This window comes from Kocuria sp. CPCC 205263 (assembly GCF_040981075.1).
In the GTDB taxonomy this organism is placed as follows: Bacteria; Actinomycetota; Actinomycetes; order Actinomycetales; family Micrococcaceae; genus Kocuria; species Kocuria rosea.
The window spans coordinates 82,191-103,529 of the sequence record NZ_JAVKPV010000009.1 but is presented as its reverse complement, the minus strand read 5'-3'; the positions used below and the strand labels follow the sequence as shown (position 1 = coordinate 103,529).

Annotated in this window: 21 protein-coding genes; 17 read left to right on the top strand and 4 right to left on the bottom strand. The window is 73.3% G+C overall.

Annotated elements, in window-relative coordinates; genetic code table 11:
• Positions 1-164 precede the first annotated feature (164 nt).
• From ftsH to RF647_RS14570, 15 genes are all read left to right on the top strand, one after another.
• Positions 165-2,285, top strand: a complete 2,121-nt coding sequence (ftsH, locus tag RF647_RS14640; RefSeq protein WP_368812344.1) for an ATP-dependent zinc metalloprotease FtsH — start codon at positions 165-167, stop codon at positions 2,283-2,285.
• Positions 2,286-2,297: 12 nt separating this feature from the next.
• On the top strand, positions 2,298-3,053 hold the full coding sequence (gene folE / locus RF647_RS14635) for a GTP cyclohydrolase I FolE (RefSeq protein ID WP_095650869.1): 756 nt from the start codon (positions 2,298-2,300) through the stop codon (positions 3,051-3,053).
• A 4-nt stretch (positions 3,054-3,057) separates the two neighbouring features.
• On the top strand, positions 3,058-4,005 hold the full coding sequence (folP, locus tag RF647_RS14630; RefSeq protein ID WP_368812343.1) for a dihydropteroate synthase: 948 nt from the start codon (positions 3,058-3,060) through the stop codon (positions 4,003-4,005).
• Positions 4,002-4,463, top strand: coding sequence for a dihydroneopterin aldolase (gene folB / locus RF647_RS14625; protein WP_368812342.1), 462 nt, complete (start codon positions 4,002-4,004; stop codon positions 4,461-4,463). The genes folP and folB overlap by 4 nt, the downstream gene beginning before the upstream one ends.
• A gap of 1 nt (position 4,464) precedes the next feature.
• On the top strand, positions 4,465-4,995 hold the full coding sequence (gene folK, locus RF647_RS14620) for a 2-amino-4-hydroxy-6-hydroxymethyldihydropteridine diphosphokinase (protein ID WP_368812341.1): 531 nt from the start codon (positions 4,465-4,467) through the stop codon (positions 4,993-4,995).
• Between the two features lie 12 nt (positions 4,996-5,007).
• On the top strand, positions 5,008-5,577 hold the full coding sequence (locus tag RF647_RS14615) for a DUF3180 domain-containing protein (RefSeq protein WP_133411186.1): 570 nt from the start codon (positions 5,008-5,010) through the stop codon (positions 5,575-5,577).
• A gap of 10 nt (positions 5,578-5,587) precedes the next feature.
• Complete coding sequence (locus RF647_RS14610; RefSeq protein WP_031282261.1) at positions 5,588-6,100, top strand: PH domain-containing protein; 513 nt, start codon at positions 5,588-5,590, stop codon at positions 6,098-6,100.
• The gene (locus RF647_RS14605) at positions 6,097-7,623 is read left to right on the top strand and encodes a PH domain-containing protein (protein ID WP_368812340.1); all 1,527 of its coding nucleotides are present in this window, start codon (positions 6,097-6,099) and stop codon (positions 7,621-7,623) included. Before RF647_RS14610 ends, RF647_RS14605 begins: the two co-directional genes overlap by 4 nt.
• Positions 7,620-8,576, top strand: a complete 957-nt coding sequence (locus RF647_RS14600) for a Rossmann-like and DUF2520 domain-containing protein (protein WP_368812339.1) — start codon at positions 7,620-7,622, stop codon at positions 8,574-8,576. The genes RF647_RS14605 and RF647_RS14600 overlap by 4 nt, the downstream gene beginning before the upstream one ends.
• Positions 8,573-9,493 (top strand): pantoate--beta-alanine ligase, encoded by a 921-nt coding sequence (gene panC, locus RF647_RS14595; protein ID WP_368812338.1) that lies wholly within the window; start codon positions 8,573-8,575, stop codon positions 9,491-9,493. Before RF647_RS14600 ends, panC begins: the two co-directional genes overlap by 4 nt.
• Positions 9,490-11,013, top strand: a complete 1,524-nt coding sequence (gene lysS, locus RF647_RS14590; RefSeq protein WP_368812337.1) for a lysine--tRNA ligase — start codon at positions 9,490-9,492, stop codon at positions 11,011-11,013. Before panC ends, lysS begins: the two co-directional genes overlap by 4 nt.
• 74 nt (positions 11,014-11,087) lie before the next feature.
• Positions 11,088-11,303 carry a hypothetical protein gene (locus RF647_RS14585; protein WP_133411181.1) on the top strand — a complete coding sequence of 72 codons (216 nt, stop codon included), beginning with the start codon at positions 11,088-11,090 and terminating at the stop codon, positions 11,301-11,303.
• A gap of 261 nt (positions 11,304-11,564) precedes the next feature.
• Positions 11,565-11,894, top strand: coding sequence for an Lsr2 family protein (locus RF647_RS14580; RefSeq protein ID WP_368812336.1), 330 nt, complete (start codon positions 11,565-11,567; stop codon positions 11,892-11,894).
• Positions 11,895-12,197: 303 nt separating this feature from the next.
• Positions 12,198-14,762 carry an ATP-dependent Clp protease ATP-binding subunit gene (locus RF647_RS14575; protein ID WP_133411179.1) on the top strand — a complete coding sequence of 855 codons (2,565 nt, stop codon included), beginning with the start codon at positions 12,198-12,200 and terminating at the stop codon, positions 14,760-14,762.
• Between the two features lie 132 nt (positions 14,763-14,894).
• Entirely contained in the window at positions 14,895-15,422 is a 528-nt protein-coding gene (locus RF647_RS14570; RefSeq protein ID WP_368812335.1) for an amino-acid N-acetyltransferase, read from the top strand.
• Here the strand turns inward: RF647_RS14570 and RF647_RS14565 are convergent.
• The gene (locus tag RF647_RS14565) at positions 15,406-16,383 is read right to left on the bottom strand and encodes an A/G-specific adenine glycosylase (RefSeq protein WP_368812334.1); all 978 of its coding nucleotides are present in this window, start codon (positions 16,381-16,383) and stop codon (positions 15,406-15,408) included. The two genes, RF647_RS14570 and RF647_RS14565, sit on opposite strands and share 17 nt — an antisense overlap.
• A gap of 120 nt (positions 16,384-16,503) precedes the next feature.
• Between RF647_RS14565 and RF647_RS14560 the strand changes: the two genes are divergently transcribed.
• Positions 16,504-17,151 (top strand): hypothetical protein, encoded by a 648-nt coding sequence (locus RF647_RS14560; RefSeq protein WP_368812333.1) that lies wholly within the window; start codon positions 16,504-16,506, stop codon positions 17,149-17,151.
• Positions 17,152-17,167: 16 nt separating this feature from the next.
• On the opposite strand, the gene disA is transcribed toward RF647_RS14560, so the two are convergent.
• Genes disA through RF647_RS14545 form a run of 3 tightly spaced genes read right to left on the bottom strand, consistent with a single transcriptional unit; the run spans position 17,168 to position 20,115 of the window.
• Positions 17,168-18,244, bottom strand: coding sequence for a DNA integrity scanning diadenylate cyclase DisA (disA, locus tag RF647_RS14555; RefSeq protein ID WP_133411176.1), 1,077 nt, complete (start codon positions 18,242-18,244; stop codon positions 17,168-17,170).
• A gap of 7 nt (positions 18,245-18,251) precedes the next feature.
• Positions 18,252-19,679 (bottom strand): DNA repair protein RadA, encoded by a 1,428-nt coding sequence (radA, locus tag RF647_RS14550; protein ID WP_095650876.1) that lies wholly within the window; start codon positions 19,677-19,679, stop codon positions 18,252-18,254.
• 49 nt (positions 19,680-19,728) lie between these two features.
• Positions 19,729-20,115: an ArsR/SmtB family transcription factor gene (locus RF647_RS14545; protein ID WP_368812332.1), complete on the bottom strand. Its 387-nt coding sequence runs from the start codon at positions 20,113-20,115 to the stop codon at positions 19,729-19,731.
• Between the two features lie 84 nt (positions 20,116-20,199).
• On the opposite strand from RF647_RS14545, the gene arsB reads away from it, so the two are divergent.
• Positions 20,200-21,288: an ACR3 family arsenite efflux transporter gene (arsB, locus tag RF647_RS14540; protein WP_368812331.1), complete on the top strand. Its 1,089-nt coding sequence runs from the start codon at positions 20,200-20,202 to the stop codon at positions 21,286-21,288.
• Positions 21,289-21,339 lie beyond the last annotated feature (51 nt).

The following is a 21,339-nucleotide window of genomic DNA, read 5'->3' as shown; positions in this document are numbered from 1 at the left end:
CGGTTGCCGGGCCGGGTGTCCGCTGACAGGGAACTCCCGGCCCGTCCGGGGCTCGACCCCGAGTCCGCGCTGTACATTGTAGGTCTGCGTCCCCTGGACCCCCGGCCCTGGGCGGGCCCGGGCTCGAGGGGGCCCGGACAACCATCCACGGGAGGATCAGCGGCTTGGCCACGGCGAAAAAACCCAACAACTTCTTCAGAGGACCCTGGTTCTGGGTCCTGCTGGCCGCTCTGATCCTCTTCCCCCTGGTGGGCACGCTCACCACAGGCTCCTCCGGGCGCGTGGACACCAACGTCGGCCTGCAGCTGCTCCGCGAGGGCCAGGTCGCCGAGGCGAAGATCTACGACGGCCAGCAGAAGGTCGAGCTCCAGCTGGAGGAGGACCTCTCCCTCGACGGCCGGGACCTCGGGCGCAGCGTCGAGTTCTACTACGTCACCCCGCGCGGGGAAGAGGTCGTCGACGCGATGAACGCGGCGGACCTCCAGGGGTTCACGGACCAGCCCGTCGAGTCGAACTGGTTCACCAGCCTCCTCGGCTTCATGCTGCCGTTCCTGATCATTCTCGCCATCTTCTGGTTCGTGTTCTCCCGGATGCAGGGCGGCGGGTCCCAGGTCATGCGCTTCGGCCGCTCGCGGGCCAAGATGTTCGACAAGGACAACCCCACGGTGACCTTCGCCGACGTCGCCGGCGCGGACGAGGCCGTGCAGGAGCTCGACGAGATCAAGCAGTTCCTGGTGGAGCGGGAGCGCTTCACCGCCCTCGGCGCGAAGGTGCCCAAGGGCGTGCTGCTCTACGGCCCGCCCGGCACCGGCAAGACCCTGCTCGCGCGGGCGGTGGCCGGCGAGGCCGGTGTGCCCTTCTTCTCGATCTCCGGCTCCGACTTCGTCGAGATGTTCGTGGGCGTGGGCGCCTCCCGGGTCCGCGACCTGTTCCAGCAGGCCAAGGAGAACGCGCCGGCCATCATCTTCGTGGACGAGATCGACGCCGTGGGCCGCCAGCGCGGCGCGGGCATGGGCGGCGGCAACGACGAGCGCGAGCAGACCCTCAACCAGCTGCTCGTCGAGATGGACGGCTTCGACGCCACCACCAACGTCATCCTGATCGCCGCGACCAACCGCCCCGACGTCCTGGACCCGGCGCTGCTGCGCCCGGGCCGCTTCGACCGCCAGATCGGCGTGGAGGCCCCCGACATGAAGGGCCGCCTGCAGATCCTCCGGGTGCACTCGCAGGGCAAGCCGCTCGCGGACAACGTGGACCTCGCCGCGGTGGCCAAGCGCACCCCCGGCTTCACGGGCGCCGAGCTCGCCAACGTGATGAACGAGGCCGCGCTGCTGACGGCCCGCTCCCACGCCCAGCTCATCGACGACCGCGCCGTGGACGAGGCGATCGACCGGGTCATCGCCGGTCCGCAGAAGCGCAGCCGGATCATGAAGGAGCTCGAGCGCAAGGTCACCGCCTACCACGAGGGCGGGCACGCGCTCGTGGCCGCGGCCCTGCGCAACACGGACCCGGTCACGAAGATCACCATCCTGCCCCGCGGCCGGGCCCTGGGCTACACCATGGTCATGCCCATGGACGACAAGTACTCGACCACCCGCAACGAGCTGCTCGACCAGATGGCCTACGCCATGGGCGGGCGCGCGGCGGAGGAGATCGTGTTCCGGGACCCGTCCACCGGCGCGTCCAACGACATCCAGAAGGCCACCGACACGGCCCGCAAGATGGTCACCCAGTACGGCATGAGCGCCCGCGTGGGCTCGATCAAGCTGGGCGGGGACAGCTCCGAGCCGTTCCTCGGCCGGGACGCCGCCGGCTCGGGCCGGGAGTACTCCGAGCGCACCGCCGCGATCGTCGACGAGGAGGTGCGGGCCCTGCTGGACCAGGCCCACGACGAGGCGCACGCGATCCTCATGGACAACCGTCCCGTCCTCGACCGGCTCGCCCTCGAGCTGCTCGAGAAGGAGACGCTCAACGAGGCGCAGATCGCGGACCTCTTCCACGACATCCGCAAGCGGGACCTGCGGCCCGTGTGGCTGTCCAAGGACACCCGGCCGCTCTCCGAGGACCCGCCCGTGGTCACGCAGGCCGAGCGCGAGGAGGCCCGGCGGCTGCACGCCCAGGACCCCGCGACCCTGGCCCCGCAGGACCAGGCGGCCGCCGCGAAGCCGGAGCACCCCCTCGAGGTCCCGGAGCGCGGGCACTCGGTGCCGTCGGGGGAGGGGGCAAGCTCCTCGAGCACCACCGGGCCCTCCGCGGAGCGCGCCCCGGGGGCCGGCACGGACTGAGCCGGGCCTAGGATGGAGCGACAGCCGGTCGCGTCCGCTGACTCCCGTCCCGTCCGGCAGACCCCGCCGCACCGGCAGATCCCGAAGGAGGGCGCGTTGCCCCACGAGGCCCGCACGAAGCAGACGAGCGCGCACGACCTGCGCGCGGAGGCGTTCGACCCGCCGTACCCCGACCCCGCCCCCGCGCTGGAGGCCGGCGCCGGGGCGGTCGACCAGCCGCGCGTCGCGGCGGCCGTGCGCGAGCTGCTGCTGGCGATCGGCGAGGACCCGGACCGGGACGGCCTGCAGGGCACCCCGGGGCGCGTGGCGCGGGCGTACGCGGAGATGTTCGCGGGCCTGCACCAGGACCCCGCCGAGATCCTCGGGACGACCTTCGACATCGGCCACTCAGAGATGGTCCTCGTCAAGGACATCCCCTTCTACTCGACCTGCGAGCACCACCTCGTCCCGTTCCACGGGCACGCCCACGTGGGCTACATCCCCGGCCACGACGGGATGGTCACCGGCCTGAGCAAGCTCGCCCGCCTCGTGGACCTCTTCGCCCGCCGGCCCCAGGTCCAGGAGCGGCTGACCACCCAGGTGGTGGAGGCGATCGTGGAGCACCTCCAGCCGGCCGGGGTGATCGTGGTGGTCGAGTGCGAGCACCTGTGCATGTCCATGCGCGGGGTGCGCAAGCCTGGCGCCAAGACCGTCACCTCGGCCGTGCGCGGACAGCTGCGCGAGCCCGCCACCCGCGCCGAGGCGATGAGCCTCATCCTGGGGCGCTGAGCACATGACGACTCCCCTCCGCACCGACCCCGCGCACCGGCCCTCCGGCTGGGGGTCCTTCGAGAACCTGCCCACCGGGCGCACGCTGGTCATGGGCATCCTCAACGTCACCCCCGACTCCTTCAGCGACGGCGGCGAGCACGCCGGGCACGAGGCCGCGATCGCGCACGGGCTGCGCATGCTCGCCGAGGGCGCCGACATCGTCGACGTCGGGGGCGAGTCCACCCGGCCCGGCTCCGAGCGGATCGACCCCGCCGAGGAGCGGCGCCGGATCCTGCCCGTGGTCGAGGCCCTCGCCGCCGCGGGCGCGGTGCTCAGCGTCGACACCCTCCACGCCGGGACCGCCGAGGCCGTCCTGGACGCCGGGGCGCACATCGTCAACGACGTCTCGGGGCTGCGCGCGAGCCAGGACATGATCGACCTGGTCGCCGAGCGGCAGACCCCCTATGTCCTCATGCACGCCCGCGGCCTGCCCGACATGCAGGACTCCCGGGCCGTCTACGACGACGTGGCCGGGGAGGTGCTCGGAGAGCTCGAGGCGCTGACGGAGCGCTGCCTGGCCGCCGGCCTGGCCCCCGAGAAGCTGGTCCTGGACCCCGGGCTGGGCTTCGACAAGCGCGGGGCGCAGAACTGGGAGCTGCTCCGGGCGCTGCCGCGCTTCACGGCCACCGGCCACAAGGTGCTCGTGGCGGCGTCCCGCAAGCGCTTCCTCGGCACCCTGCTCGAGCAGGACGGCGCGCCGCGCCCGGCGGCCGGGCGGGACGCGGCGACGGCCGCGATCAGCGCGCTGTCCGCCCACGCGGGCGCGTGGTGCGTGCGCGTCCACGCCGTGCGCCCGAGCGCCGACGCCGTGGCCGCCGCGCACGCCTGGCGCGGTGTGGAGCCGCCCCTGCTGCGCCCCGCCGCCGACGCCGGCGTGCTGCCGGCGGCGTCCTCCGGAGCGGACCGGTGAACCGCATGCCGCGCGAGGACGCGGACGCCGCCCGGATGCGCGCCGGGGACCGGGCGGGCCGCCAGCACGTCCCGGTGTCCACCACCCGGGCCCCCGACCGCCGGGACCGGATCAACCTCCTGGGCATCGGCGCCGTGGGCTACCACGGGGTCTTCGACCAGGAGAAGCGCAGCGGCCAGCCCTTCTTCGTGGACCTCGTCATGTACCTGGACCTGGCCGCGGCGGGGGCCTCGGACGACGTCGCCATGACCGCCCACTACGGCGAGGTCGCCGAGGAGGTGCGGGACATCGTCATCGGTCCCAGCGTCAACCTGCTCGAGACCCTCGCCGACCAGGTCGCCCGGCGGCTGCTCGCCCGCTTCCCGCTCGACGCGGTGGAGGTCACGGTGCACAAGCCCAAGGCGCCCATCGAGGTGACGTTCTCCGACGTCTCCGTCACGATCTACCGGGAGCGCTGAGGTGGGCACCCGGGCCGTCCTCGCCCTCGGCGCCAACCTCGGCGACCGGGAGGCCACCCTCCGCGGCGCCGCCCTCGAGCTGGCCGCCCACCCACGGATCACGCTGGTCCGCGCCTCGCCCATCGTGCGCTCCCGGCCGGTCGGCGGACCGGCTGGCCAGGGGGACTACCTGAACGCGGTCGTCGAGGTGGAGACCGAGCTGAGCCCCTTCGGGCTGCTGCGGGCGTGCCAGGAGGTGGAGGAGCGCCACCACCGGACCCGGACGCAGCGCTGGGGCCCGCGCACCCTCGACGTCGACATCGTGGTCTATGGCAACCTGCGCCTGGACGAGCCGGACCTCACCGTGCCCCACCTGCGCGCCGGCACCCGCGCGTTCGTGCTCGTGCCCTGGGCGCTCATGGACCCCGGCGCGACGCTCGAGGGGCGCAGCGTCGCCGAGCTGGCCCGCCGGGCGGCGGACCTCGGCGGCCTGGGGCCGGACACGATCCCCCTGCTGCCCGAGGACCCCGCCCCCGGCGGGGACGGGGACTGAGGGGGAGCCGCCGTGCACGTGCTCACGGTCCCGGCGCTGCTGATGTGCGCCGCCGCCGCCGGCGCCGTCGGCTGGACCGCCAACCGGCTGTCCACGGGCGCGGGCGGGCCGCTGCTGATCCTGCCGTGGGCCTCGCTCGCGGCCCTCGCCGCCGTGGCCGCGGCCCTGTTGGTGCTGGGCGTGCGGGTCAAGCGGCACCAGGACGGGGCGCACCCGGAGCGCTTCGACCCGCTCGTGGCCGCCCGCACCGCGGCCGGCGCGCAGGCGGTGGCCTGGGCGGGGGCGATGCTGACCGGCTGGCACGCCGCCGTGGCCGTCGAGCAGCTCGCGCTGGTGTCCGTGCGCTCCGAGCAGGGCCCGCTGTGGGCCAGCCTGGTGCACGCCGGGGCCGGGCTCGTGCTCGTGGTGGTGGGCTGGATCGTGGAGGGCTTCTGCAAGCTGCCGCCGGACGATCCCGACGCGGAGGAGGGCGCCGAGTACCGTAGGGGGCGGCAGAAGGAGCTTCCCGAGGGAGAAGGTGGTTATGCCCGAGAGATCCGCCCACGAGCCCGTCGGCGGCCCCGTGGCGGGGACGCCCGGTGACCGGGTGCCCCTGAGCAACCCCGCGATCGACCCCGAGGGACTGGCCTGGACCCGGGTCTCGCCCAAGCACCTCTCCGTGGTGGTGCTCTCCACCCTCCTCAGCACCCTCTTCTGGCTCGCCGCCCTCGGCTGGCCGGCGGTGCTGGCGGCCACGGGTGTCTGGTCCGGCGCCCCCCTAGGCCTGCTGCTGCTGCCGCCCGCGGCCGTCCTGGCGGCCGGGCTGCTCTCCGTGCTCCTGGCCCCGCGGCGGGTCCGGGCGATCGGCTACGCCGAGCGCGGCGAGGACCTGCTCGTGCGGCGCGGCCTGCTCTACCAGCGGGTCACGGTCATCCCCTACGGCCGGATGCAGTACGTGGACGTGTCGGTCTCCCCGCTGCAGCGCAGCTTCGGCCTGGCCACCGTGAAGCTGCACACCGCCGCCGTGGGCAGCCACGCCGAGATCCCCGGAGTGGAGCACGCCGAGGCGTCCCGGCTGCGCGAGCGGCTCACCGCGCGCGGCGAGGCCCTCCTGGCGGGCCTGTGAGCGCTGCCCCCGCCCCCGCGGCGGCCCCGCAGTGGCACCGTGTCCACCCGCTGACCCCGGTGGTCAAGGGATGGCTCGCGATGGTCGTGATCGCGGGCGCCTTCGTCAACATCCTCCTCGACGACTTCCTCAACGCCTTCCTCGGCCGCGGGGACGCCGTGCCGCCCCAGGACTTCGACCCGGCCCGGATGGGCGCCGTCTTCTGGTGGGTGCTGGCCGGGCTCGTGACGGTCGTGCTCCTCGTGTTCGCCGCGGCCGTGCTGGTCTCCTGGTGGTTCACCCGCTACCAGGTGACCCCGGAGCACGTGCGGATCCGCTCCGGGGTGCTCTTCCGGCAGGAGCGTCAGGCCCGGCTGGACCGGGTGCAGGCCATCGACATCCACCGCCCGTTCCTGCCCCGGCTGCTGGGGCTGGCGGAGCTGAAGTTCGAGGTGGCCGACGCCGGGCAGTCCGCGGTGTCCCTGTCCTACCTCACCCACCCCCAGGCCCGCGTGCTGCGCGGGGAGCTGCTGGGCCGGCTCGGGCTGGCCGCCCCGGGTCAGGACCGCACCGCCCCGGCGCCCGGCGCGGCGCCCGGCGCGCCCGTGCGGCGACCGGCCCCCTGGGCGGTCACCGGGGACCAGGAGCGCCCGGTGCTCGGCGTGCCGGTGCCGCGGCTGATCGGCTCCGTGCTCGCCTCGGGCTCGTCGGTCGCCCTGGCCGTGCTGCTGGCCGCCGCACCGGCCGCCCTGCTGGTGGACCCCCGTGCCGCCCCAGCGATGCTCGCCGCCTGGCTGCCCGGGCTGATCAGCTTCGGGGCCGTCTCCTACCGCCGGGTCGAGCAGGGCTACCACTTCCGGCTGCTGCGCGTCCCCGAGGGCATGCGCGTCCGCTACGGCCTGTTCAGCGTCCGCTCCCAGACCGTCCCGGCGGGGCGGATCCAGGCGGTGGGCGTGGACCAGCCGCTGCTCTGGCGGCCCTTCGGCTGGTACCGGGTGCGGGTCAACGTGGCCGGCTACGGGCCCGCGGCGGGGGAGGGCGACGCCATGCGCTCGACCCTGCTGCCCGTCGGCACCCTGCCCCAGGTTCACCAGGTCCTGCACCTCGCGCTGCCCGGCGCCCGGGACGGTGACCTCGCCGCGCTGCTGCGGGAGGGCCTGCACGGCCTGGGCGCGCAGGGCCGGTTCACCACCTCTCCGCGCCGGGCCCGGTGGCTCGACCCCCTCGTGCACCGCCGGACCGGCTTCGCCGCGACCGAGGACGTCCTCGCGGTCCGGTCCGGGCGGCTGAGCCGGCGCACCGCCGTGCTACCGCACGAGAAGACCCAGTCGGTGGCCGTGAGCCAGGGCCCGCTCGAGCGGGCCCTGGGGCTCGCCGACGTCCAGCTGCACTCCACGCCGGGCCCCGTGAGCGTGGCGGTCCCGCACCTCGACGCCGGGGACGCCCGGGCGCTCGCCGCGGCCCAGGCGGTGCACGCGGCCGGGGCCCGTAGACTGGCCGACGGCCCGAGCCACCCCCAGACCCCCCGCCAGGAGAGACCATGAGCCACCCGTCCGACCGCCCGGGACGCCTCGGGGTCGGGGTCGTCAGCGCCGGGAAGGTGGGCGCCGTCCTGGGCGCCGCGCTGCGTGCCGCCGGCCACGCCGTCGTCGGCGTCAACGCCGTCTCCGAGGCCAGCCGGGACCGGGCCGAGGCCCTCCTGCCCGGCGTGCCCGTCCTCGAGGTCCCGTCCGTGCTCGAACGCGCCGAGCTCGTGCTGCTCGCCGTGCCCGACGACGAGCTGCCCGGGCTCGTGCAGGGCCTCGCCGACGCCGGGCTGTGGCAGGCCGGGCAGCTCGTGGTGCACACCGCGGGCCGCTGGGGCACCGGCGTCCTGGATCCGGCACGCCGGCTCGGGGCGATCCCGCTCGCGATCCACCCGGCCATGACCTTCACGGGCATGAGCCTGGACCTGGCCCGGCTGAGCGACTGTTCGTTCGGGATCACGGCCCCGGGACCGGTGCTGCCCATCGCCCAGGCGCTGGTGGTCGAGATGGGCGCCGAGCCGGTGGTCGTCGCGGAGGCCGACCGCCCGCTCTACCACGCGGCCCTCGCCCACGGCGCCAACCACCTGATGACCGTCGCCGGACAGTCCATGCAGGTGCTCCGCGACATCGGCGTCGAGCGCCCCGACCGGATGGTGGGGCCCCTGCTGCGCGCGACCCTGGACAACGCCCTGGCCGCGGGGGAGTCGGCGCTCACGGGACCCGTGGCCCGCGGCGACGCCGGGACCGTGGCCGCCCACCGGGACGCCCTCGACGAGTACGCCCACGGCCACGGGGGCGACGACGTCCTGCTCGCCTACCTGGACCTGGCCCGCGTCACCGCCCGCCGCGCCCTGGACCGCGGCCTGCTCGACCGGCCGCGCTACGACGCCGTGCTCGCCGCCCTCGAGCTCACCCAAGGCACCGACGGCACCGGCGGCCCCCGCAGCACCGGCGGGAAGGAGACCCCGTGAGCGACCCCACCGGCGCCTCCACCGGCGTCCCCCGCGTCTGCCGGGGCATCGAGGAGTTCCGGGCCGCGCTGGCCGACCGGCTCGGCGCGGCCCGGGAGCGGGCGTCGCTGGGCCTCGTGCCCACCATGGGCGCCCTGCACGAGGGGCACGGCCACCTGGTGCGCCTCGCCCGGCAGGAGAACACCGTGGTCGCGGTCTCGGTCTTCGTGAACCCGCTGCAGTTCGGCCCGGACGAGGACTTCGAGCGCTATCCGCGCACCCTCGAGGCCGACGTCGAGCTGCTCGGCCGGTTCGGCGCGGATCTGGTCTTCGCCCCGTCGACGGCGGAGATGTACCCGGACGGGGAGCCCCTCGTGCGCGTCACCTCCGGCCGGCTCGGCGCCGTGCTCGACGGCGCGAGCCGCCCCGGCCACTTCGACGGCGCCCTGACCGTGGTCAACAAGCTCCTCAACATCACCGCCCCGCCCGGGCCGGCCGCGTTCCGGGCGTACTTCGGGGAGAAGGACGCCCAGCAGCTGCTCCTCGTGCGCCGGATGGTCGCCGACTTCGACCTGCCCGTCACCGTCCGACCCGTGCCCATCGTGCGCGACGACGACGGGCTGGCCCTGTCCTCCCGCAACCGCTACCTCGACGCCGCGCAGCGCCGCTCCGCGCTCGTGCTCCCGCGCACCCTGCGGGCGCTCGCCGCCGGGGAGCTGGAGCTCGAGGCCGCCCGGCGGCGGATCGACGCCGAGGACCGGGTCCGGCTCGACTACCTCGTCGTCGTCGACCCCCGCACCCTGGCGCCGGTCGAGCCGGCGCCCGGCGCCCTCGCCCTCGTGGCCGCCCACGTGGGCGGCACCCGGCTGATCGACAACCTCGTGCTGTCAACGACCCGGCCGGGATTTGACCCTCCCCGTTATCCTGGACAACTGTGACCAACGCGCAGAACACCTCCCCGACCGCCCAGGCAGAGGCCGACCAGGCCGAGCTCTCGGACCAGATGCAGTTCCGCCTCGCCAAGCGCGCCCGGCTCCTCGAGTCGGGCCGGGAGGCCTACCCCGTGGGCGTGGAGCGCACGCACACCCTCGCCGAGGTGCGGGAGGCCCACGGCCACCTCGAGCCCGGCGAGGAGACCGGGCAGTTCGTCGGCGTGGCCGGGCGCGTGGTCTTCGTGCGCAACACCGGCAAGCTGTGCTTCGCCACCCTCCAGGAGGGGGACGGCACCCGCCTGCAGGTGATGCTCTCCCTGGCGAAGGTGGGGGAGGAGTCCCTGGGCGAGTGGAAGTCCCTCGTGGACCTCGGCGACTTCGTGGCCGTGCACGGCGAGGTGATCGCCTCCCGCCGCGGCGAGCTCTCGGTGATGGCCGACGCCTGGTCCATGGCGTCCAAGGCGATCCGGCCCCTGCCCACGCTGCACAACGAGCTCAGCGAGGAGACCCGGGTGCGCCGGCGCTACCTCGACCTCATCGTCCGGCCCGAGGCCCGCGACGTCGTCGTGCAGCGGGCGCGGATCATCCAGACGGTGCGCAACGTCCTGGTGGAGCGCGGCTACGTGGAGATCGAGACGCCGATCCTGCAGCTCGTGCACGGCGGGGCCACGGCCCGGCCGTTCGAGACGCACCTCAACGCGTTCGACCAGGACATGACCCTGCGCATCGCCACGGAGCTCTACCTCAAGCGCGCCGTGGTCGGCGGGATCGAGCGGGTCTTCGAGATCGGGCGGGTCTTCCGCAACGAGGGCGTCGACTCCTCGCACAGCCCCGAGTTCACCACCCTGGAGGCCTACGAGGCCTACGCCGACCAGTTCACGATGGCCGAGCGGATCAAGGAGATCATCCTCGCGTGCGCCGACGCCCTGGGCGTCGACACCATCGAGACGGACAAGGGCACGATCGACCTGCGCGGGGAGTGGCGCTGGCTGTCCGTCTACCCCGCCCTCTCCGAGGCCGTGGGGCAGCGGATCACCCCGGAGACCCCCGTGGAGACGCTGCACCGGATCGCCGAGGAGCACGAGGTCCCAGTCGGCCCGATGTGGGACGCGGAGAAGTACGTGCTCGAGCTGTTCGGCGAGATCGTGGAGCCCACCCTGGTCCAGCCGACCTTCGTGTGCGACTACCCGCCCTCGGCGCAGCCGCTCGCCCGCCAGCACCGATCCGAGCACGGCCTGATCGAGGCGTGGGACCTGATCATCGGGGGGATGGAGCGCGGCACGGCGTTCTCCGAGCTGATCGACCCCGTGGTCCAGCGCGAGCGGCTCACCGAGCAGTCCCACCGGGCCGCGGCCGGCGACGACGAGGCCATGCGGCTGGACGAGGACTTCCTGCGCGCCCTCGAGCACGGCGCCCCGCCCATGGGCGGGCTGGGCCTGGGCCTGGACCGGCTCATCATGCTCTTCACCGACCTGGGGATCCGGGAGACCATCCTGTTCCCCCTCATGAAACCCGAGCAGGACTGAGCCCGGGCCGCGGCCGTGCCGCGGCCCCCGCCGTCCCCAGCCTCCGCCCAGATCTCCCCAGGAGAATCGCACCCATGGAATACATCGCTGTCCTGCTGCCCTCGATCAGCATCGGCATCATCTTCTGGTTCATCCTCCGCTGGATCTTCCGCGGCGACCGCACGGAGCGCGCCGTCGAGTCCCGCTCGCAGGAGGACGCCGAGCGCTGGTACGAGGAGCTCAAGCAACGTGACGGCGAGGACCTGCCGTTCGGTCCCTCCCCGCGCCGCGGCCGCCGGACGGAGCGCTGAGCTCCCGGCCCCCGCCGCACCGTCTTTCGGATGAATTCGAATTGGCGTCCGGTTTGTCCGCCTTTTCGTGCTGTTGAATTCCGCCCGGTAATTGTAGGATAAACTCGATGACGCCGGGTGTTCAGGTCCGTCGGAGTTCTCCGGAATTCACGATCAGGATCATCCGGTATCACACGGGGGAATCAGCACCGCCTCAGGAAGCGCCGCTCTCGGCGCGGCCGGGCAGAGACGAGCGCCGAAAGGCGGAGGAGAGTTCCAGTTATGGCACAGACCGTGCAGATCATTCTCGAGGACGACCTCGACGGCGGGCCCGCGGAGGAGACCGTGCGCTTCGGCCTCGACGGCGCGCAGTACGAGATCGATCTCTCCGAGGAGAACGCCGCCAAGCTGCGCGACGCCGTGCGGCCCTTCATCGCCAAGGCCCGGCGCGCCCAGAGCAAGCAGGCGCCCAAGCAGGCCCGGCCCACCGGGAAGTCCAACCCGGACACCGCCGCCATCCGGCAGTGGGCCCGCGAGAACGGCCACCCGGTCTCCGACCGCGGCCGTATTCACCAGGACGTGCAGAAGGCGTACTACGACGCCCACAAATAAGAGCGCGCGTTCCGCGTCCGGCGGAATAGAGGAGGGACCGGTCCGCCGGTCTCTCCTTTCCTTTTCCTTCCGCCGGGTCCGGGCCCCTATTGGTCGCCAGGAGTGCCGGGCACGAAATGCCCCCGCATTCTTTTGATGACCTGCGCCTTTGCCGGTGCGGACGCGAACACCGGCATTTCCCCCGGGCTGTTCCGGGGACGGCCCGCGCCCCGGCCCCCCGGTCTTCTCGCCGGTGGCGAACAGCCCCCCGATCACCCCCTCGGGTGCGTAGCATCGGGTGCAGACATCGACTGAGGAGTATCCATGTTCGAACGCTTCACCGACCGCGCCCGCCGGGTCGTGGTGCTGGCCCAGGAAGAGGCCAGGATGCTCAACCACAACTACATCGGCACCGAGCACCTGCTGCTCGGGCTGATCCACGAGGGCGAGGGAGTGGCCGCCAAGGCGCTCGACTCGATGGGCATCACCCTCACCGGCGCCCGCGAGCAGGTCCAGGACATCATCGGACCGGGCCAGCAGGCCCCGTCCGGGCACATCCCCTTCACCCCCCGGGCCAAGAAGGTCCTCGAGCTCTCGTTGCGCGAGGCCCTCCAGCTCGGACACAACTACATCGGCACCGAGCACATCCTGCTGGGCATCATCCGCGCGGGCGAGGGCGTGGCGGCGCAGGTGCTGACCAAGCTCGGCGCGGAGCCCCAGAAGGTGCGCTCCACCGTGCTGGAGCTGATCTCCGGCTACCAGGGCGGGGGCACCCCCGAGAAGGAGGGTGCCGGCGTGCGCTCGGCCGGGCAGTCCGAGGGCACGCCCGCGGGCTCGGCCGTGCTGGACCAGTTCGGCCGCAACCTCACCGCGGCCGCCCGCGAGGGCAAGCTGGACCCCGTCATCGGACGGTTCCGCGAGATGGAGCGGGTCATGCAGATCCTCTCCCGGCGCACCAAGAACAACCCGGTGCTGATCGGCGAGCCCGGCGTGGGCAAGACCGCGGTGGTCGAGGGCCTGGCCCAGGCCATCGTGCGCGGCGACGTCCCGGAGACGCTCAAGGACAAGCACCTCTACACCCTGGACCTCGGGTCCCTGGTGGCGGGTTCCCGCTACCGCGGCGACTTCGAGGAGCGGCTCAAGAAGGTGCTCAAGGAGATCCGCACCCGCGGGGACATCATCCTGTTCATCGACGAGATCCACACCCTCGTGGGCGCCGGCGCGGCCGAGGGCGCGATCGACGCCGCCTCGATCCTCAAGCCCATGCTGGCCCGGGGCGAGCTGCAGACGATCGGCGCCACGACCCTCGACGAGTACCGCAAGCACATCGAGAAGGACGCGGCCCTCGAGCGCCGCTTCCAGCCGATCCAGGTGGACGAGCCCTCCGAGGCGCACGCCGTGGAGATCCTCAAGGGCCTGCGCGACAAGTACGAGGCGCACCACCGCGTCTCGATCTCGGACGACGCCCTCGAGGCCGCGGTGCACCTGGCCGCCCGGTACGTCTCCGACCGGTTCCTGCCGGACAAGGCGATCGACCTGATCGACGAGGCCGGTGCGCGCTTGCGCATCAAGCGGATGACCGCCCCGCCGGAGATCAAGGAGCTCGACGACCGCATCGTCGAGGTCAAGCGGCTCAAGGAGGCCGCGATCGACGGCCAGGACTACGAGAAGGCCGCCTCGCTGCGCGACACGGAGCAGAAGCTCATCGCCGAGCGGGACGACAAGGACCGTGCCTGGCGCGAGGGCGGCGACGAGCTCGCCGAGGTGACCCCCGAGGTCATCTCCGACGTCCTCTCCGCCTCCACCGGCGTGCCCGTCTACAAGCTCACCGAGGAGGAGACGGGCCGTCTCCTGCACATGGAGGACGAGCTGCACAAGCGCATCATCGGCCAGGACGACGCCATCAAGGCGCTCTCCCGGTCGATGCGCCGCACCCGTGCGGGCCTGAAGGACCCCAAGCGCCCGGGCGGGTCGTTCATCTTCGCCGGGCCCACGGGCGTCGGCAAGACCGAGCTCGCGAAGGCGCTCGCGGAGTTCCTGTTCGGGGACGAGGACGCCCTCATCACCCTGGACATGTCCGAGTACCAGGAGAAGCACACCGTCTCCCGGCTCTTCGGCGCCCCTCCGGGCTACGTGGGCTACGAGGAGGGCGGCCAGCTCACCGAGAAGGTGCGCCGCAAGCCGTTCTCGGTGGTGCTCTTCGACGAGGTCGAGAAGGCGCACCAGGACCTGTTCAACTCGCTGCTGCAGATCCTCGAGGACGGTCGCCTGACCGACTCGCAGGGCCGCGTGGTGGACTTCAAGAACACCGTGATCATCATGACCACGAACCTGGGCACCAAGGACATCTCTCGTGCCGTCCCCGTCGGCTTCCAGACCGGCGTGGACCCCGCGTCCAACTACGAGCGCATGCAGGCGAAGGTGCAGGACGAGCTCAAGGAGCACTTCCGGCCCGAGTTCCTCAACCGCGTGGACGAGATCATCGTCTTCCCGCAGCTCACCGAGAACGAGATCGTGCAGATCGTGGACCTGTTCGTGGCCCGGCTGCAGGAGCGGTTGCGCGACCAGGGCATGTCGATCGAGCTCTCCGACGCCGCGAAGCGGTGGGTCAGCCGCAAGGGCTACGACCCGTCCATGGGCGCCCGACCGCTGCGCCGCACCATGCAGCGGGAGATCGAGGACCAGCTGTCCGAGAAGATCCTCTTCGGAGAGATCAGCACCGGGGAGAAGATCTTCGTTGGCACCGAGGGCGAGGGGGACGCGGAGAAGCTGACCTTCTCCTCCACCCCGATGTCCGATCTCACGGGCGACGGCATGGTCGACCCGATGGGCGGCCTCGAGGACGTCGACGTCGCCCGCGGCGACGGTGAGAACCGCTCCGAGGGCTGAGCCGGCCCGGCACCGACCGAGGGGCCCGTCGCGCATCCGCGCGGCGGGCCCCTCGGCGTCCGCCCAAGTGGGGACGGTCGCGGAGGGCGGCTCCGGCGGGCCGGCGGAGTTCGCAAGCGTACACTGGGGGTCGTGACCGACCTGCGCCTGCGACCCGCCCGCACCTCCGACGTCCCCGCCATCAAGGACCTCGTGGCCCCGCTGGCGCGCGCCGGGGTGCTGATCAACAAGGACACGGTCGCCTACTACGAGGGCATCCAGGAGTTCCTGGTGGTGGAGGCGGTCGGCGACGAGCAGGCCGGACTCGTCGGCTGCGGCGCCCTGCACGTGATGTGGGAGGACCTGGGCGAGGTCCGCACCCTGGCCACCTCCGACGAGTGGCGAGGCCGCGGGGTGGGGCACACCCTGCTGGCCGGGCTGATCGAGCGGGCCCGCGCCGTGGGGGTCTCGCGCGTGTTCTGCCTGACCTTCGAGGTCGACTTCTTCAGCCGGCACGGCTTCGAGGTCATGCCCAACCAGAACCAGGTGCACCCCGACGTGTTCGCCGAGCTGCTGCGCTCGCACGACGAGGGCGTCGCCGAGTACCTGGACCTCGCCCGGGTGAAGCCCAACACCCTCGGCAACACCCGGATGCTGCTCGAGCTCAGCCCGGAAGACTGACCCCGGCCGGTCCTGCGGCGGCCAGCCCGTCCCGCACCAGCCCGTCCAGGGCGCGCCGGCGCTGCTCCTCCGAGGCGCCCAGCCCGTGCAGGGCGTCCAGGGCCCGCAGGGCCTCCGGCGCCAGGCCCGCGCCCGTGGCGACGTCCACTGGCCCCGTGAGGGAGGGCGCCGGCACCGGCGCGGACCCGGCCCGCAGCACGGCCATGATCGCCCCGCGGACCTGGCGGTCCGTGCCGTGCCAGGTCTGGCCGCGGGGCGCCTCGACGGGCGCGGGCCGGCCCGCGGCGACCCACGCGCACGCGTCCCGCACCGGGCACTGCTCGCAGTGTGGGGAGCGGGCCGTGCAGACGAGGGCGCCGAGCTCCATCACGGCCTGGTTCCAGCGCACGGCCAGGGCGTCGTCGGCGGGCATCAGCTCCTCCGCGAGGCGCAGCTCCGCGGCGGTCAGCGACCGCGAGGGCAGGGCCCGTCCCGTGACCACCCGGGCGTGCACGCGGCGGATGTTCGTGTCCACCACGGTCTGCCGGTCGCCGAAGGCGAAGACCGCGATCGCGGCGGCCGTGTAGGTGCCCACCCCGGGCAGGGCCAGCAGCAGCTCGTGCGCGGCCGGCACCCGGCCCCCGTGGTGCTCGGTGATCTCGACGGCGGCCGCGTGCAGCCGCAGGGCCCGCCGCGGATAGCCGAGCCGGCCCCAGGCGCGCACGGCCTCCCCGGTGCTCTCCGCCGCGAGGTCCGCGGGCCGCGGCCAGCGCTGCATCCACGCCCGCCACACGGGCAGCACGCGCACCACGGGCGTCTGCTGGAGCATGAACTCGCTGACCATGACCCCCCACGGGGAGCAGGACGGGTCCCGCCACGGCAGGTCCCGGGCGGCGGCGTCGAACCAGTCGGTCACGGCCCGGTGCAGGCCCGGCGGAGCGGGCTCCGCGGCGGCGGTCGGGGCAGTGTGCGGGGAGCTCATCGCAGTCCACTGTAGCCTGGGAGCATGGCGCAGAAGGGTTCCGGGAGCACCCCCCACGGACGGTCGGGGAACGGTCACGACGACGACGGACGAGCTCCCCGCGACCCCGGATCCCGGCGCTTGAGCCCCGAGGTGTACCGGCGCCGCCGGCTCGTGGCTGCCCTCGCGGCGGGCGTGCTGCTCGTGCTCGTGGCGGTGGGACTGGTCTCCGCCGTCGCAGGCATGCTCGGCTCCGGGGAGACGGACGACGTCCCGGCGCCGGAGGCCGCCACCGCCTCGGCCGCCGCGGCTTCGGAGGAGCCCTTCGCGGACTTCACGCCGCGGCCGGACGAGAGCGCGTCGGCGTCCGGATCCGCGTCCGCGCCCGCCACGGAGGGGCCGGTCCAGGAGTGCGGCCCCGACCTCGCCGTGCGGGCGTCGACGGACCGGGAGAGCTACCTGGAGGACGTCGAGCCGGTCCTCGAGCTGACCCTGGAGAACACCGGGGAGGACCCCTGCCGCGTCAACGCGGGCACGTCCCAGATGGTCTACGAGGTGACCTCGGGGGCGGACACCGTCTTCGACAGCAGGCACTGCCAGGCCGGCTCCGAGGACGCGGAGGTGACGGTCGAGCCCGGACAGGAGGAGGTCGCCCGGCTGACGTGGAACCGCCTGCGCACCGCCGAGGGCTGCGCGGAGGCGGGGGGCGAGGCCCAGGCCGGGTACTACCGTCTCGTGACGTCCCTCGGGGAGCGCACCGCGGAGCCCGTGCCGTTCGTCCTGGAGTGAGCGCGCCGCGCGCGGCTCACATGAAGCGTTCGAGCAGGCTGGTCTCGGCCATCCGGGAGAGGGACTCGCGCACAGTGCGGGCCCGCTGCTCGCCGATGCCCTCGACCGCCTTGAGGTCCTCCAGGTTGGCGGCCATCAGCGACTGCAGGCCGTCGAACTGGCGCACCAGCCGGTTGGCGACCGCCCGCGGCATCGACTTGATGCCCTCCAGCAGCCGGTAGCCGTGCGGGTGCAGGTCCGTCTCGAGGCTGCCCTGCGGCTCGACGAGACCCACCGACACCGCGATCCGCTGCAGGTCGATGAGCTCCGCGGGCGTGAGCTCGGCGAGCCGCCCCAGACCCTCCTCGATGCCCTCCGCGGGGGTGCCGTCGGGCAGGTAGTCGCGCAGCACCACGTCCGGCCCCGGGCCGGTGCCCGCGGTGAGCTCCTCGAGCTGCAGCGCGATGAGCCGCCCGTCCACGCCGAGCTCGAGCACGTACCAGCCGATCTCGGAGGAGATCCGCCGGACCATCTCCATGCGCTGGAGGGTCAGGGCCACGTCCCGCACCGTCACGGACGCCTCGATCTCGAGCGAGGACAGGTTGCCGAGCACCTGCTCCATCCGGTGGCTGTAGTGCTCGAGGGTCTGCAGGGCCTGGTTGGCGCGGGCCATGATCGACTGGGAGCCCTCGATGGCGTACCGGGTCTCGCCCACGTAGATCGTGATGACGCTCATGGACTGGCTCACGGATATCACCGGCACCCCGGTCTCCTTGGCGGTGCGCTCCGCGGAGCGGTGCCGGGTGCCGGACTCCGTGGTGCCGATCGAGGCGTCGGGGACGAGCTGCACCCCGGCCTTGAGGATGCGGGTGGCGTCCCGGTCGCAGATGATGGCGCCGTCCATCTTGGCCAGCTCCCGCAACCTGGGCGCGGTGCAGTCGGTGTCGATGTCGAAGCCGCCGGAGCAGATGGCCTCGACGGAGCGGTCGAAGCCGAGCACGAGCAGCCCGCCCGTGCGCCCGCGCAGGATCCGCTCGAGACCGGTGCGCAGTTCGGTGCCGGGTGCGATGCGGGCCAGCGTCTTGCGCAGTGCGTTCTCAGGGGTCTTCGCCACGGTCACATCATACGGCCGCGGCGGTCTGCCGGTTCCGGGCGGGCGCGGCGGCGGACCGGGGGAAGAGCAGCTCCATGGCGTCGCTGATGGTGGTCACCTCCCGGACGGTGAACCCCGCCGGGACGGGGCCCGGGCCGGTGGGGCTCGCGGGCACGACCGCGTGGGTGAAGCCCAGCCGGGCGACCTCCTGGATGCGGCGCCCGATGCCCGGGACGGGCCGCACCTCGCCGGCCAGGCCCACCTCCCCGAAGCACACCAGGCGCTGCGGCAGGGGCCGGTCCTGCGCGGCCGAGGCCAGCGCCATGGCCACGGCGAGATCGGTGGACGGCTCCGTGAGCTTCACCCCGCCGACCGTGGAGACGTAGCAGTCCAGCCCGGCCAGGTTCACGCCGGCCCGCCGCTGCAGCACGGCGAGCAGCATGGCGACCCGCTGGGAGTCCAGGCCGGCGGTGGCCCGCCGGGGCTGGGCGGTGGAGGAGCGGTCCAGCAGCGCCTGCACCTCGGCGAGCAGGGGCCGGCGGCCCTCCAGGGTCACCGTGAGGCACGTGCCGGAGACGGGCAGGGCCGTGCGGGAGACGAACAGGCCCGAGGGGTCCTCCACGCTCGTGATCCCGGTCTCGGTGAGGTCGAAGCAGCCGACCTCGTCCGTGGGGCCGTAGCGGTTCTTCACGGCCCGCAGCAGCCGGATCCGGGAGTGCTTCTCGCCCTCGAACTGGCACACGACGTCCACCAGGTGCTCGAGCAGCCGCGGCCCGGCGATGGATCCGTCCTTGGTCACGTGCCCCACGAGCAGCGTGGTCATGTTCCGCTTCTTGGCCGCGGCGATCAGGGAGGCCGCGACCTCCCGGACCTGCGTCACCCCGCCCGCGGAGCCCTCGACCTCGGCGCTGGCCAGCGTCTGCACGGAGTCGACCACGAGCAGGCGGGGGGAGATCTTCTCGATGTGACCCAGCGCCGTGGCCAGGTCCGTCTCGGCGGTGAGGTACAGGGTGGGCGCCACGGCGTCGATCCGGTCCGCGCGCAGCTTCACCTGCGCCGCGGACTCCTCGCCCGTGACGTAGAGGACGTCGCGGGTGCCCTCGCCCGCGCCCTCCGCGAAGCGGGCGGCGACGTCGAGCAGCAGGGTCGACTTCCCGACCCCGGGCTCGCCGGCCATCAGCACGACCGCGCCGGGGACCAGTCCGCCGCCGAGGACCCGGTCCAGCTCGGGCACCCCGGTGGGCGCGGAGGCCGCCACCGTGGCGTCCACCTGGGCGATGGGACGGGCGGGCTCGGCGATCGACCGGGCGGCCGTGGTGCGGGCCTTGTGCTCGCCGATCTCCTCGACCGTGCCCCACGCCTGGCACTCCCCGCAGCGGCCCACCCACTTGGCGGTGCTCCAGCCGCACTCGGTGCAGCGGTAGGCGGGGGAGTTGCGGCGGGTGCGGGTGCTCATGGCGTCCAGGCTAGCCGCCGCCTCGGACGGCCCAAGCGCCGCGGCCGGCTCAGCGCAGGTCGAGGAAGGCGCGCAGCTCCGCGAACGCCCCGGGCACCACGGAGTAGTGCGCCCACTTGCCCCGCTGCTCACGGGTGAGCAGCCCGGCCTCGACGAGCTTCTTCATGTGGTGGCTGACCGTGGGCTGGCTGATGCCGAGGTCGTCCGTGAGGCTGCACACGCACACGGTGTCGCAGCCCTGGGCGGCCACGTGGGAGAGCAGGCGCAGCCGGGTGGGGTCGGCCAGGGCCTTGAGCAGGCCCGCCACGCGCCGGGCGTCGTCGTGGGCCATGGGCCCGCCCGAGAGCGAGCAGCACTCCGTGGCCGGTGCGCCGGGGGCGCACCGGCCGGCGGTCCCGGCATCGGCCGTGCTGTCGAGGTCCGGAGCGAGAGTCATCCCCCCATCGTACATTGACGGCTGTCGATGCGACCCGTACTGTGCGGGATAGATGCCCGTCGATGTGAAGAGGTCCGCCCGCCCATGAGCACCACCACCGCCCCCGCCCCTCAGGGCGTGATGAAGGACCTGCCCTTTCTCGATCGCTGGCTGCCCGTCTGGATCCTGCTCGCCATGGTCGCCGGCCTCCTGCTGGGCCGCTTCGTCCCCGGTCTGAACACCGCCCTGGAGGCCGTGCGGATCGGCGAGGTGTCCGTGCCCATCGCGATCGGGCTGCTGGTGATGATGTACCCGGTGCTGGCCAAGGTCCGCTACGACGAGACCCGCCGCATCGCCGCCGACCGGCGCCTCATGGGCGCGTCCCTGGCGCTGAACTGGATCGTGGGCCCGGCCCTGATGTTCGCCCTGGCCTGGATCTTCCTCCCCGATCTGCCGGAGTACCGGACCGGGCTGATCATCGTGGGCCTGGCCCGCTGCATCGCGATGGTCCTGATCTGGAACGACCTCGCCTGCGGCGACCGCGAGGCGGCGGCCGTGCTCGTGGCGATCAACTCCGTGTTCCAGGTCATCGCCTTCGGCGCCCTGGGCTGGTTCTACCTCCAGGTCCTGCCCGCCTGGCTGGGCCTGCCCACCACCTCGGCGGAGTTCTCCGTGTGGTCCATCGTCGTCTCGGTGCTGGTGTTCCTCGGCATCCCGCTGGTGGCCGGGTTCCTCACCCGCGCCCTCGGCGAGAAGGCCAGGGGCCGGGAGTGGTACGAGGGCACGTTCCTGCCCAAGCTCGGGCCCTGGGCCCTGTACGGCCTGCTGTTCACCATCGTGCTGCTCTTCGCCCTGCAGGGCGAGGCCATCACCTCGAACCCCTGGGACGTGGCCCGGATCGCCCTGCCCCTGGTCGTCTACTTCTCCCTCATGTTCGGGGTGGCCCTGCTGGCCTCCCGGGCGCTGGGACTGAACTACGCGAAGTCCACCACCGTGGCGTTCACCGCCGCCGGCAACAACTTCGAGCTCGCCATCGCCGTGGCCATCGGCACCTTCGGGGTCACCTCCGGACAGGCCCTGGCGGGCGTGGTTGGCCCGCTCATCGAGGTCCCCGTCCTGGTCGGCCTCGTGTACGTGTCCCTGTGGGCCGGGCGCACACTCTTCCCCGGCGACCGCACCGTCCCCACCCGCTGACCGTCCCCGCCACCGGCCTTCCCGTCCGGCCGTGCCGCTGCCCGCCCTCCC

Bases quoted from the DNA above. Each gene is read 5' to 3' on its own strand.
- folE (WP_095650869.1), top strand. From the start codon at position 2,298: ATGGAGCGACAGCCGGTCGCGTCCGCTGACTCCCGTCCCGTCCGGCAG.
- folP (WP_368812343.1), top strand. From the start codon at position 3,058: ATGACGACTCCCCTCCGCACCGACCCCGCGCACCGGCCCTCCGGCTGG.
- RF647_RS14600 (WP_368812339.1), top strand. From the start codon at position 7,620: ATGAGCCACCCGTCCGACCGCCCGGGACGCCTCGGGGTCGGGGTCGTC.
- RF647_RS14585 (WP_133411181.1), top strand. From the start codon at position 11,088: ATGGAATACATCGCTGTCCTGCTGCCCTCGATCAGCATCGGCATCATC.
- RF647_RS14580 (WP_368812336.1), top strand. From the start codon at position 11,565: ATGGCACAGACCGTGCAGATCATTCTCGAGGACGACCTCGACGGCGGG.
- RF647_RS14575 (WP_133411179.1), top strand. From the start codon at position 12,198: ATGTTCGAACGCTTCACCGACCGCGCCCGCCGGGTCGTGGTGCTGGCC.
- RF647_RS14565 (WP_368812334.1), bottom strand. From the start codon at position 16,383: ATGAGCTCCCCGCACACTGCCCCGACCGCCGCCGCGGAGCCCGCTCCG.
- radA (WP_095650876.1), bottom strand. From the start codon at position 19,679: ATGAGCACCCGCACCCGCCGCAACTCCCCCGCCTACCGCTGCACCGAG.
- RF647_RS14545 (WP_368812332.1), bottom strand. From the start codon at position 20,115: ATGACTCTCGCTCCGGACCTCGACAGCACGGCCGATGCCGGGACCGCC.
- arsB (WP_368812331.1), top strand. From the start codon at position 20,200: ATGAGCACCACCACCGCCCCCGCCCCTCAGGGCGTGATGAAGGACCTG.